Genomic DNA, 14076 nt, shown 5'->3' with positions numbered 1-14076 from the left:
AACAACTGGATAAAGGTTATGAGTTACAAGAAGTCAAAAACCAAGTAACTGAAGTTGATAAATACGGTAAAATACTTTTTGAATATAGTGCCGAAGGCACACCAAAACAGTTTTTGCCTGTAATTGATCCTCCACCAGGTCCTGGTGGAGGTAATGGTCAAGGATTGCAATGATGACAACAATGAACAATTGAGCAAATTAAAGAAGCAGTAGGAATATTACGTGCTGAATTTAAAGCTGACAATGCTAAAATTCGTACTGAAATTCAACAAGTAAGAAATGAAAATAAAGAGGATAATGAAAAACTTCGATCTGAAATTAAACAAGTAAGGAATGAAAACAAAGATGATAATGAAAAACTTCGCACTGAAATGAATGAAAGACTTGACAAAGTTGAAAAACAGAATGCAGAAACTAATTCAAGACTTGACAAAGTTGAAAAACAAAACAAGGAAACTAATGAAAAACTTGATATGCTTTTAGAACTTATTAAGAAGAATAAAAAGTAAAAGTTATAAAGGCAAGAGCAAACTTTATTGTTTGCTCTTTTCTATGCAATAATAAAAAAGATATGGATAAATAAGAAAATAAATTCATAGACCAACTGGATAAAGGTTATGACTTACAAGAAGTTAAAAACAAAGTAACAGAAGTTGATCAAGACGGAAAAATACTTTTTGAATATAGTGCCGAAGGCACACCAAAGCAGTTTTTACCTATAATCGATCCACCGCAGGTCCTGGTGGAGGTAATGGTCAAGGATTGCAATGATGACAACAATGAACAATTGAGCAAATTAAAGAAGCAGTAAGAATATTAAGTGCTGAATTTAAAGCTGACAACGCTAAAATTAGTACTGAAATTCAACAAGTAAGAAATGAAAATAAAGAGGATAATGGAAAATTTCGCGCGGAAATGAATGAAAAACTTGACAAAGTTGAAAAACAAAACAAGGAAACTAATGAAAAACTTGATATGCTTTTAGAACTTATTGAAAAGGATAAAAATTAAAAGTTACAACTACAAGGTTAATAAAAATTTAATTGTTGAAATCTTAAACTAATCTATTTTGTATGAGTTTTTTTAAAAAAGTTCATTTTTTTATCTACTAAAAAATAGCTTTGACTATTAAAAAAGCAAGATAATCTAGGTTTATTAATAATTTAATAAATAATTGTTCTGCTACTTTGTTTAACCATCTGTTAAAACTAGCTCTGAAAAAGTAGTTTTAATTTCATCAATCAACATAATAATTAAAAATAATTCAGAAATTAAAAAAATTACAAAAAGTGTTTTTATTCCCGAATTTTTTGACAAAGTGCTATATTTTGCACGTAAAAATAATTGCTGACCTTATTAATTTATTAATAACGGTATTAAAAGTTATCTATTTTTACGTAATTTCAATTAAGGGGATTTAATGAAAAAATTAAATAAAAAGTCTATTTTATTTATGACAACTCTAGTGGCTGGAACTATTGCTGTTTCTTCGGCGATTGCGTGTTCACAAACACCAACTCCACCTAATAACAGTCTTTTAGACACTAGAAAAGTTGCCGTAGGTTCAATAGCAAAAGCTGTTCAAGATGCTAGTTTAAGTGCTAAAAACACTTATGCAACACTAACAGAAATGAATAATGCTGTAGCAGCAGTAAAAAGTTTTGATGATTTATACAAAATTTTAGACACTACTTCAGCAACAGCATTTAGAAGCGCAATTGGTCAAGCAACATTTGTAAACAATAATGGTGCAGTTCCTGATACAACCAAAAACCAAACAGTTTTAAAAATCAAAATTTCTTTTATGCAACCTGAAGCTAATGCTGATGCTAACATAACAGTTAAATTTGTTGCTCCTGGTGCTACAACTACACCTAAAACTGAAGCTGAATTAGCAAAAGAATGATACGATTCAGTGCCTGCTACTAATACAGCAGCAGATGCTGTTAAGGATCAACTTCCTAGTGCTGTAACTGAATTTAAAGCAGAAAACTTAAAAACATCATTGCCAGTTGTGCCTACTGGATTTACTAGTCATGTTAAACTAGTGGCAGATTCTTCTGAAGATGTCAACGGAAGTTTAAAAGTTAATGTATCTTTATCAAAAGGTACAACTTGATATAACTCTGATGGAGCAACTGCTGCTAATGAGCAAGCAGTTGTAGCTAAAGTTGTTACAGTTAGTGGCTTTAAAAATACTGCTCAAACTAATGCTGAAAAAGCAGTTGCTTACTATAAATCACTACCTGAATCATTAGCATTAACTGATACTACAGTTGCACAAACATTACCTAGCGCAGTGACTCAGGATGTGCTTAATGGCTTTGTAAGTAAAGCACCTGCTGCTCCTGAAGGGCTAACTGTTTCACTATTATTAGTTGCTGAAGGTGCTAAAGATAGTGATGGTACTTTAACAGTTAAAGTTGTTTTAGCTGAAACTGATACTAAATTATTTAACGTTGAAGGTGGCGAAGTTGATAAAAAAGAAAGTGCTGGTAAAGATATTGTCTTAAGTGGCTTTAAAGTTAAAGAGGCTGAAAAAAACCCAGGTCAAGGACAAGGGCAAGGCGGTCAACAACAAGTTGATCCAACAATTGCTTTAGTTAAAGCCTGATTTGAAACAGTTACTGAAACTAAAGCATTAGAAAATGCAACAACTATCTTACCTGCTAGCGTTACTCAAGAAAATTTAGAAACTACAGTTGGTAGTTTATGAGTTGCGCCTGCAGATGTTGAAGGTGCCACAGTAGTTTTAACTTTAGAATCTGTTGATAATGATACAGGTACTTTAAAAGTTAAAGTAGGTCTTAAAAAAGCTGAAAAATGATACTCATTAGAAGGTGTCTTACAAGATACAGAAGCTTATAAAGAAGTAACTGTAACTAACTTACAAACAACAGCTGAAGCTGTTAAAGAAATTTATAATTCTCAAGGTACTACTATTGAAGTAAGTTCAACTAGAAGTGCTAAAGAAGCATCATAAAATCTTGATGAAGCTGTAAGAACTTTCTTTAGTGTTTTACAAACTAGTGTCTCTAAAGTTAAGGCACTTGATTTACAACTAAGAGTTGCAAAAGTAGAAAATGCTGTTAATGATGAAACAGGTACTTTAGTAGTTAACTTCTACTTATCTCGTTTACATAATGAAAAAACAGAGTATTTTAAACTAGATGGAACTACAACTGAAGTACTTGATGAAGTTGATGGTAAAGATGTTACTTTAACTGGCTTTAGACAAGTACATAGTTTAGAAGATCTTGCTAAAGAAATTAATGCTTGAAAAGTTAAAGAAAATCTTACTTTAGATGAAGCTAAAGAATTTCAAAAACTAGCTAGTGGTCAATTATCTGATTCAACTTATATTTTTAATTTATTAAATAACAGTGCTTCAGATGATACTAAAATTAAAACAGCAACTACTGGCGTTGAATTTGTAGACACTAGCAAAATGCTGACCTGAGATATTAACACTACATCTGCTAGTTTAGTATTTAAAGCAACATTAAGAAGAACTGAAGATCATAATCAAACTAAAGATGTTACTTTTAGAACTGATTTTGAAGGGTTCTTACCACTATTTTTAACAGTTAAAGGTGCTTATACCAAAGATGTTAATAATCACTTTGTCTCACTAGTATTTAATGAATTATCAACAGGTAATACATTTACTAGTTGAGCAAACTTTATTAGACCTTTTGCTAGAATAAATGCTAATAATGAACGCAAGTTATTAAATTTTGCTAACGCTATGGGAGATAAAATTAAGTCAACTTCGCCAACACCTATTAACTTCTATAACTTAATTTATCCATTTAAATTAAGTGACGTTAAGGGTTCAACAGAAAACCCAGTTGAATTAATGACTATTTTGTCTAATGGAAAAGCACCAACTGCATGAATTGGTGCTAATAGTGAAACGCTAGTAATTGGTGGATTACAAAACCATACAGGAAATACTAATGTAGGTAATGGTAGACCATGACACTTTAACATGGTTGACGGAACTAAATCAGGTACTTTTATTTGATATAAAGATAGTCAATGATTTATTACTTTAGTAAATGATTGAAGAAATGGTTCAGAAGGTTATACCCGTGGTTTTGCACCCGATAGTGCAGCAACCGTGCGCTTTACAAGTGATAAAGGTAAATCACCATTTATTAATGGTGTAGCATCAGCAACAATGCTATTATTAAAAGCAATTATTAATAATTCTCATTAACAATTGTTTTATCAATTTAGAATTTACTTTGCAAGTAAAATCTAAATTGCTTCTTAAATTAATAACTAATTTAAGTAAATATTTAATTAACCTTCTTTTAGTGGGTTAATTTTTTTATGGACTAAATTTGCTTATGTATAGTTATAAAAAAGCGAGTTCTTAAAAATTTAAAAATCGTAAAATTTTTGAATGATTTAAAAATTTTTCTATATAATGATTGCAGAAATTTATAAAAAATCTAACTAAAAGGAAGTAGCAAAATGATTTCAAGATTTGAATCAAAGATTACTGAAACCAAATTTATTGTTGAATACAACAATAAATATTTTGCACTTAACCTAGAAACAAAATTTAAACGTAGTAGCAACTATGAAGCTGCCAAGATGTTTCAAAGTTAATTACTTTAATTAGTTATAATTTAAGAAGATTTATCCAGTTATTTTTTTAAGATAATTCTCTAATATCTAAACTATTTTCCAAATAGATTAGATTTATAATAAAACTATAATTAACTAAAGTATTAAACAAATACTTTAGTTTTATTTTATAAATTTTAAATAAATACAAAACAAAGGAAAAATATGAAAAAATTAAAAAGAAATTTACTTTTATTTTCAGGATTAACAGTAGCTACTGCTCTAGTTTCAACAGCAATTGCTTGTTCAAATGAAGATGATACAATCGATGCAAGAACAAGGTATGAAATTAATAGCCAGGCTAAATATGAAACAATACCATATACTGCTGAGCATACTGCTTCATACGGTGGTTCAAACCTAACTACACAAAACTTATTAAATGCTAATTTAATAAGTCAAGTAGGTGTAGGTGAGGCAACTTATAAAAATCTATCAGAAGGTAAATTTGAAATTACAAATGTAACACAAAATCATTTAGAACTTACAATTGCTAAGGATATCCGTGTTACTAAATCAGATGGATCTGTAGTAATTTATGATAACGACAAACATGAAATCGAGGGTGCTAAAAATGGCAACTTTTCATCTGTAATGGCTTCAAGTGCTGATACAAAATCAATTAATCATCCAAACTTTTTGAGAGATTTAAGCACTGCAAGAAAATTACAAATTTCAGTTAAATCAGGAATTAAATGAGTTGACTGACAAGGTAATGCAACAAAATACGAAGTTAAAATTGATGATTTTTGATATTCATTCGTTAGAACCAAATTACTAAGCTCTGATTTTAGAAGAACAAATGGTGGTTCTAAAGAAATCGATAAAAACCTAGTTGATAATTATGGTGTTACAACACGCTTTAAAGATCAAGATTCTTATCCTAATGAATATTTATTTTCTCTATTTGGTGTAGATTCTTCGAATTTAGTTAAAAGAGATACATTTATAGAAAAAGTTGAAAATATTGAATATTTAACTTTTAACCCCTTAAAAGAAACTGCAGATTTTGCTAATATGTTTCTAAAAACATTTGTTAATAATTCAGTTATGGCTGCAGCTCCTTCAGAATATATAAAAGAAAATTATAGTAAGTGAAATGCTGATTTAGGTATTAGCCCGACAGGTCTTGCATCTGAAATGGCTATTTATTCATATGGACTTATTCCTGGAAAGTCGCAATTAGATATTTATAAACAATATTTATACGCAGGACCATATTACATGAATAGTAGAAATAGCATTACACAAACCAATATTTTCAAGAAAAACAAACACTTTGTAATTAAATCATTTGCTGATGCAAAAAATGTTGTTAATGAATATGTAGAAAAATATGTGGAGAAAAAAGATTCATTTGCTTCTGATAATTTTCTATTGTTTAAAGCAGGTGACGTTGCTGCAACAGATTATACAGCATTAAAAGAATCTGAAAAAGCAGAAGCTAAAGTCGAGTGACGTCAATACAATGTTCCTCAACAAAGAACTTCATTATTGATGCGAACCTTGCCTGTTGTTCAACCTTCAAAATTGGATACAGATGAAGCAAAAGCTAAAGCAGCTTTTGATAAACTAGTTTCAAATGGTGAATATAAATATTATAATGATAACTTTGCAAAATTAATGTGAGGAGCAACTGCTGAAGAACTACTTGTAAAAGGTACAAAGTCAACTACTGAAACTTTTTACCATGGCACAGGATTAAGATTTAGAACTCTATTTCAAGCAGCATGAAACTATGCGAAAAATGTAGGTGAATTGTTAGGTGATGAATATACATCATGAACTTCAAGATTTGCACCTGATGGGTTAATCAATGCAAAATCAACAGATACTATTAGACAACACTCTGATCAAGTAAATATTGCTAAAGTATTTGACAAGGATTTAAATTCTGTCAAATTTAATACATCTACTTCAGGTGGTGAACAATCTGATACAATTACACCAACATTAAACACAGCAAAAGCGAGTCAAGGTTCTCTATTGAATGAGCAATATAAAACATATGCATATGATGTTGTTAAAGCACAAATGAAAATATTGTTGGATGATTTTTATCAAGCAAATAACTTACAAAGTACAGATAAAATTAAATGAGCAATTATATATCCTTGAACAAATCCAGGTGCTAAAGATACTGCATCAAACAAAGCATATATTGAATTGGTAAAATCACTAGATTCAAGACTTGAACCTTGAAATTTAGAACCAAAAGATACAGAAGAATTCTATCCTGCAGTTACTCAAGGTAAATCACAAAGTGAAGCAACAGGATGAGGTTATGATTATGATGGTATAGGAAGTGGTATAAGTGGTCTTATGCATTCTGATAAAAGTGAACTTGTTCCTGCACTTGCATATTATGCATTGCTTGATTCTACAAAACCAAACCCGTTTCCTGAAATTACAAAATTTGGTAAAGCATTACAAAAAGCTATTACTGATAAGAAATTCATTTTGCCTTCTTTCGTTTCATCAGATGAAGGACAAACATTTACTGCTGCAAAATACACAACTTTTGAGCAATTAGCATCAATGCCAAGTGATGATGGAGGTAGATTACAAGATGTTTTATCAGGGTATAAAACTCAAGATATTTCAACTAAATTAGATTTTCATGCACAGTTAGCTGAATTTGTTGCAGGATACGCAAACGATGCAACAACTGATGAATTGATAAAACTGGCAGGTGAGTTAACTATCCTTCAAGCTCAAATTGGTCCTGTTGTTGCAAGACATTTATATGCATCAAAAGGAACAACACCAACAATCGGATTAAGACAAGCATATTTAAGAAGACCAACTCAAATTGATGGACATCAGGCTTTCAGAGATATGGCTGTCAACCTAGATAATTAATTAAGTGTTTTTTTAAAAAAATTAAACAAAATAATTATAATTTTTAATAACCATGATTAATTACTTTTTAAAAAGAGCAGGGTTAGCTCTGCTTTCTTTATTTCTTTTGACATTTATATCTTATTTATTGCTTGCTACCTATGGTAGAGACCCTTTTATTTCTTTGTTAGACCGTGGATCAACTGCAGGTGTTGAAGAGCAAATCAAAAATCTTCGCGAAGCAGCAGGTTTTAATAAACCTGTAATTCAAAGGTACTTCATTTGACTTGGAGATATTTTTAGTGGAGATTTAGGGTCAATGTATACCCCTTCATCAACAACAACTGTAAGGGAATTATTCTTTGAACCACTTCCTTATTCAATCAGGTTTGTTTTACCTTCATTTATTTTCTCAGCATTTTTTGGGACTTCTCTAGGTATTATTGCTGCATACCATAGAGGAAAATTTATTGACTTTTTAATAAATTTGTTTGTCAAAATTTTTATATCATTGCCTAGTTTTGTACTAGCGCCGTTTTTCCTATTGCTAGCATTTAAACTAGGTCTTCAAATAAGGTTAGATCCAAGGTGAGCAACCTTCGATTCAAGGGCAGTTTCTGCACTTTTAATGCCAATTCTTTTAATTTCTATTATTTCAATGGCAGGTTATGCAGGTGCTTCCAGAAATATTACAGTAGATGTTTTAGGGTCAAATTACATCTTAATCGCTAAAGCAAAAGGTATGAAGAAAAGTGCAATTTTCTTCAAATATGTTTTTAGAAATATTTCAATTCCAATCTTTGCAATTGTTGTTCCATCATTTACGGGATTATTAGGTGGTTCTTTCATCATCGAAAGATTCTTCAATATTCCAGGAACATCTACAACATTTATACAGGCATTTCCATCAGGAGAATTAGATCTAATTATGTGGACAATTTCCTTCTATGGAGCAATCACTTTAGGGATGTCAATTTTAATCGACATTTCCTTAACATTCTTAGATCCACGAATCAAAATTGCAAATAAAGCAAACATCGATATTTTCAAAGTTATTTACTGATGATTTAAACGAAGAAAACTTGAATCAGATAATGCAAAAAAAGAGAAAGGAATTGTTAATGGACAATAAAGAATTTAATAGAAGATATAAGTTAGGAAATCTAACAGCTGTTGATTTTCAGAAGATAGATATTGAACAAAATAAAATTTCTGAATTAATAGGTAAGCCTAAAAAAAATTCAATTGAAATTTTAAAACGTTTTTTTAAAAACCCATTTTATTCTGCAATGTTTTTTCTTTTATTAATAATTTTAGCGTTTGTTATTATTGCACCTTTAGTTTCGACATTTTCAGCAACAGAAAAAATTATTGCAAATAGTTCTGAGTTTTTCACAAACGGTTTACCCCCTGCATCAAATCCTATGATTGTTGACAGACAAATATCTACAACAAATTTAACAAGTATAAATAGGCTTTATGAATTATATAATCAATACTATAATTTCCCTTTGCCTGAATCTCGATCAGGAGATGTTATAGGTGAAACACTTGCAACATATAATGCATACGATGTTTTAAGATTACAACTTTTATCTAATGCAGTTGAAACATTTACTTTAGCAAATTCAAATACTGCACCTAATGCAGAACAATTTAATAACATACTTCAAACAGTTAATGCTTATAATTTAAATTCAATTTTAGGCACAAATAAAGATGGTTTAGATGTATGAACTCGTACATGAATTGCGGCAGGTCAATCTTTAGGAGTTGCTTTTTTAGTTTCAACAGTTACAACAATGATAGGAGTATTTGTAGGTATTTATTTAGGGTTCCACGTAGGTAAATGAATTGACACAATCTTTTTAAGAACTGTTGAGATTTTTCAACTTTTACCTCAAATTGTATTTTTCATTATTTTAGTTTCATTGTTGGGTACTAATATTTGGTCGTTAACTTTATCATTAATACTAATCAACTGGGCTGACCCTATTTCAGGTGCTCGTTTTTGAACAATTATCATGAAAGACAGAGAATTTGTTGTTGCTGCTCAAGCAGCAGGTGCATCAAAAATGAGATTAATTATTTTCCATATCTTACCTTCTATTTTAGGAAAATTATTTAACTCATATGTTCTTAGAATTCCATCAGCAATTTTCTTGATTTCTTCACTAGCATTTTTAGGATTTTTAAATGACCCTACAGATCCAAATTTAGGAAATGTTTTGAGTCGAGCAATTAACGATTATAGTAATAATATTTGAGTGTTAGTTTTTCCTGGGTTAATCTTATTATCAGTAACTATTTCACTTCAGTTTGTTGCTATAGGTCTACATGATGCTTTAGATCCACGTCTTGAAAGAAGTAAATAATGGTTAATCAAGAACAAAATAAAGATCAAGTTTCTCAAACAAAAGTAAAAAAAGAAACAACTAAATTAGCAGGATTAAAACAAAAGTTAAATAAAATTACACAAGTAAACCTAAAATCAGAAGCACCGCAAGTAGTTTCTAGTGAACCACAAGATAACTTAAATTGAAAAGATGCAACAACTAAATCTAATCTTTTACTAGATGTACAAGATTTATGAATTAGTTTTAAAAAAGGAAGAAACCGTTTAATCAATATCATTCGTGGTGTTGATATTTCAGTTGATAAAGCACAAATTGTTGGACTAGTAGGTGAATCAGGATCGGGTAAATCAGTTAGTTCTAAATCTTTATTAAATATTAATGAAGGTGCGATTGTTTCAGCTAAAAAAATGTCTTTAGCAAAACTAGATATGCTACCTTTATTAAAAACTAAAAAAGATAGCCAATGAAGTAAAATCAGAGGACATCAAATTGGTTACATACCTCAAGATCCTTTAACTAGTTTAAATCCTACTCGTAAAATAGGTAAACAATTATTAGATGCGATTAAGCATGATAAAAGTTTTAAAACTAAAAAAGAAAAAATAGATTATTTAATTAATCTTTTAAAATCTTTTGGTATTAGAGATGCTGAAAAAAGATTTTATTCTTATCCACATGCTTTAAGTGGTGGACAAAAACAAAGAATTGTAATTGCAATGGTTGTGGCAATGAAACCAAAATTAATTATTGCAGATGAGCCTACAACTGCACTTGATCCAACTGTGCAAGCTTCAGTTTTAGCTTTATTTGAACAAATTAGAAAAGATTATAATATCTCAATTATTTTTATTAGTCATAATATTTCAGTTGTTGCTAAGTTCTGTGACTATATTTATGTGATGTATGCAGGGCGTATTGTGGAAAAAGCACCTAAAAATGTGCTTTTTACAAATCCAAGACATCCTTATACATGAGCTCTATTACAATCTATTCCTGAAGATAAAGAAAAATCTTTATATAACATTAAAGGTACCCCACCTGACATGGCTAATTTACATGTTGGTGATCCTTTTGCTCCACGTAATGATTATGCGATGGCAATTGATTTTAAAAAAGAAGCACCATTATTTAAAGTTGCTTCAAAACATTATGCAGCAACTTGATTATTACATCCAGATGCACCTCAAGTTGATATTCCTGAAAAATTAAAAGAAAGGTTAGAAGTTCTAAAAAAGGTATTTCAATAATGAATTTGAAGAACAATCCAAACGAAGTTTTAAAAGTTACTAATCTTAAAAAATATTTCACATCAGGAGCAGGCGTTGTTAGAGCAGTTGATGAAGTTTCTTTCTCTTTAAAAGAAGGAGAAATTTTAGGACTAATAGGTGAATCGGGGTCAGGAAAAACTACAGTAGGCCGCAGTTTAATCAGACTTTATGATGATTATAGTGGACTAGTAACGTTAAATGGTAAAGTTATTTCAGGTAAAAAAATTAACCGTAATACTAATAAGTTTATGCGTAAGAATATGCAGATGATTTTCCAAGATCCTCATACTTCATTAAATCCTCAACACAATGTTTTTTCTATTTTAAAAGAACCATTAGTAGTTAATGGTATCTTAAAAGAAAAATATGCCGACTTTTTTAAAGATTGAGATCTTGTTAAGTCAACTTTTAAATATACATTTTTAAAAGAAATTACTTTAGCAGAAAATTCAATTTTGAAAATGCGTTTAAAAACTACCAACATGTTACTTGAAAAGTATCGTAATTTTGAGAAGTTAAATTTTAATAACTTTCAAACTTATGAAGATGCTTTTAATGCTTTATTAGTTTTTTATGAAGATGATCAAGCTTTTGGTAATCAAGTTATTAATCGTTATTATGATGTTAGTGAAAAACTAGATTCTTTATATAGAAGACACCAACATGAATATCGCACAAGTGATTTAGAAGATGATGAAAAGCAACTTAAAGATGCAAAAAGATCTTTAAAAGTTGCTAAGATTCTACAAAAAATTACTCTTGAAAAATATAATGCAACTCGTGAATTAAAAGACTTAAAAATTGAGCATAAAAAGTTATTGCATACTAAAAGATCAAATGAACAAAGAGCAAAAAACGTTTTCAAAAACTATATTATTGAATATCAAAAAGATTATAAATATTATAAATTTGGGCGTTTAAAAGCAATCGATCCTGCTATTTATAATTACAATTATAAAAAGCAGTTGATCAATCAACTTGCTATTAAAAAGTTAAAATCAGTTTATGGTAAAATTAGTTTTTTACCTGCTCAAGAAATTGAAAATTTAATTGAATTAGTTAATTCATATAACGCAGGTTTATTAAAAACTATTACTTCAAATGATAAGATTTTTGATCGCAAAGACATTGAAAATCAAATTAAAACTAAGTTCCAAATTGATCTAAGTAAATACACTAAATTAAGCGACAAGCGTTTAGAAAATGCAAACAAAAAAATTGCTGAACATAAGTCAAAAATGGATCAACTAAGTGAAAAAATTAAACAAATGAGTGGTAATTCTGCAGAACGTTATCCTTTAAGTGAAGCAGAAAATAATTTAGCTAAAGCACAAGAAATTTATGACAAAATTACTGCTAATTTTAAAGAAAAATTTGATAAAGAACTAGCGATTGTTTTAAACAATCAAGCAGTTATTTTAGTAGATCTTAAAAAGGCTAACTTAGAAGATAAAATTCTAAGAGATAAAGCTAAAGCAAAATTAAAAGAATTTTTTATTTGATTAAAAACTAATCCATTAAAAACAAAAGATTTTGACTATAAAACTTTAGTTAAATCATATCGTTCAAAAGTTGAAAGTCGCCAAGACAATGTTAAATCATTTGTGATTGAACAAAAATTATTAGCTAAAGATTTTCAAAACCTAAAACATACTTTTGGCGTGATCAAAAGACCTTGATCAAAATGATTAGTTAAAAAGATTGAACTAAGATTAATAATTTTTAACGCATTAGAAAAAGTAGGGTTATTGCGCCAATTTGCTTACCGCTATCCTCATGAATTCTCAGGAGGACAGCGTCAAAGAATTGTAATAGCTAGAGCTTTAATTTCAAATCCAAAAGTTATTATCGCTGATGAGCCGATTGCTTCTTTAGATATTTCAATCCAAGCACAAGTAGTTAACCTATTAAAAGACTTATGTCGCAATAATAATATAGCTTTAATTTTTATTGCTCATGATTTATCAATGGTTGAATATATCGCTGATAAGATTCATATAATGCATTTAGGTAAAATCGTTGAAGAAGGTGAAACTAGAGAAATCTATAATAACCCACTACATCCTTACACAATTAATTTATTTGATTCAATTCCTAAATTATCAAATGCAAATATACCGTTTCAAGCAAGCAATTTCTCCTTGCAATATTTAATGGAACAAGCTTATCCTAATAAGCCGAAAATGCATTTTATTAATCAGGATCATAACCTTTATGCTAATGATGAGCAGTTTAAAAAATGAACAAGCAAAAGCAAAAGCAGTTAAATAAATTTTCTCTACTTTGAAGAAAATTTATTGCCAGTTGAACTTGAAGAAAAATAATTTCCATCATAGTTTGAAACCTAATAGTTATTTTAATTATTTTAATTACCTCTTTAGTTCAAGGGCAAAACAATAATCCAGCAAATATAACTATGGCACTTTTTGGTGTTTCCTTAGCAGTTAATTTATTAATGATTATTTCGCTAAAAACAGGTTTATACCAAAATTTAATGAGACCATTTAACTTAAAAAATAAATACACAAAAGAACAACTTGAGCAAAAAAAGCAAAAGCAAGTTAACAATTGATGACTTAGACAAATTCATCAAAGTGAGCAAAATGTAATTGCTTCAGATGCTTCAATCACAACTTTTGTTATTAATATTTTATTAGCAATTTTAGGAATTATTATCGGCGTAATTATTTATTATGTTGCCTAGAATTAATTAGTTAAATTATTAAAATAGTTATTTTAAAATTACAAATATGTACCACTTTTTCTGATTGAAGAAAAAGATTGTACATATTTTTTATTATTTATTAAATTCTAGAAATAAATTCAAATCATTTTAGTTATAATTTAAATATATGACTAAAAAGAATAGTTCCAAAATTAAACAGAAAAAAGATGATTTTGCAATCAGCAAAATCCATAATATTTTAAAAGCTCGCAAGATTGATTATGTTTTAAAAGAAGTGCATTTAGTT

11 protein-coding genes are annotated in these 14076 nt (G+C 29.2%); all 11 read left to right on the top strand.

The genetic code is table 4. The annotated features are described in order from the left end of the window. On the top strand, positions 1-509 hold a 509-nt coding region (locus CJJ23_RS03670; RefSeq protein ID WP_214608197.1), incomplete at its 5' end, for a hypothetical protein. Positions 510-762: 253 nt separating this feature from the next. Then, complete coding sequence (locus tag CJJ23_RS03665; RefSeq protein WP_095335010.1) at positions 763-1011, top strand: hypothetical protein; 249 nt, start codon at positions 763-765, stop codon at positions 1009-1011. Between the two features lie 409 nt (positions 1012-1420). Beyond that, positions 1421-2983, top strand: coding sequence for a lipoprotein 17-related variable surface protein (locus tag CJJ23_RS03660; protein ID WP_095335009.1), 1563 nt, complete (start codon positions 1421-1423; stop codon positions 2981-2983). A gap of 465 nt (positions 2984-3448) precedes the next feature. Continuing rightward, positions 3449-4222 (top strand): hypothetical protein, encoded by a 774-nt coding sequence (locus tag CJJ23_RS03655; RefSeq protein ID WP_095335008.1) that lies wholly within the window; start codon positions 3449-3451, stop codon positions 4220-4222. A gap of 260 nt (positions 4223-4482) precedes the next feature. Then, positions 4483-4620, top strand: coding sequence for a hypothetical protein (locus CJJ23_RS05065; RefSeq protein ID WP_180738029.1), 138 nt, complete (start codon positions 4483-4485; stop codon positions 4618-4620). Positions 4621-4803: 183 nt separating this feature from the next. Next, entirely contained in the window at positions 4804-7500 is a 2697-nt protein-coding gene (locus CJJ23_RS03650) for an OppA family ABC transporter substrate-binding lipoprotein (protein ID WP_095335007.1), read from the top strand. 52 nt (positions 7501-7552) lie between these two features. Next, complete coding sequence (locus tag CJJ23_RS03645) at positions 7553-8611, top strand: ABC transporter permease (protein WP_095335006.1); 1059 nt, start codon at positions 7553-7555, stop codon at positions 8609-8611. Further along, positions 8601-9854: an ABC transporter permease gene (locus CJJ23_RS03640; protein ID WP_180738028.1), complete on the top strand. Its 1254-nt coding sequence runs from the start codon at positions 8601-8603 to the stop codon at positions 9852-9854. The genes CJJ23_RS03645 and CJJ23_RS03640 overlap by 11 nt, the downstream gene beginning before the upstream one ends. Next, positions 9854-11083, top strand: a complete 1230-nt coding sequence (locus CJJ23_RS03635) for an ABC transporter ATP-binding protein (protein ID WP_095335004.1) — start codon at positions 9854-9856, stop codon at positions 11081-11083. The genes CJJ23_RS03640 and CJJ23_RS03635 overlap by 1 nt, the downstream gene beginning before the upstream one ends. Then, positions 11083-13371 carry an ATP-binding cassette domain-containing protein gene (locus CJJ23_RS05305; RefSeq protein WP_095335003.1) on the top strand — a complete coding sequence of 763 codons (2289 nt, stop codon included), beginning with the start codon at positions 11083-11085 and terminating at the stop codon, positions 13369-13371. Before CJJ23_RS03635 ends, CJJ23_RS05305 begins: the two co-directional genes overlap by 1 nt. Beyond that, positions 13344-13808, top strand: coding sequence for a hypothetical protein (locus CJJ23_RS03625; RefSeq protein WP_095335002.1), 465 nt, complete (start codon positions 13344-13346; stop codon positions 13806-13808). Before CJJ23_RS05305 ends, CJJ23_RS03625 begins: the two co-directional genes overlap by 28 nt. Positions 13809-14076 lie beyond the last annotated feature (268 nt).

The sequence above is a fragment of the Mycoplasmopsis agassizii genome, assembly GCF_002276225.1.
Taxonomy (GTDB): Bacteria; Bacillota_I; Bacilli_A; order Mycoplasmatales; family Metamycoplasmataceae; genus Mycoplasmopsis_B; species Mycoplasmopsis_B agassizii_A.
The sequence above is the reverse complement of the archived record's forward strand: the minus strand, read 5'-3'. Positions and strand labels throughout refer to the sequence as shown.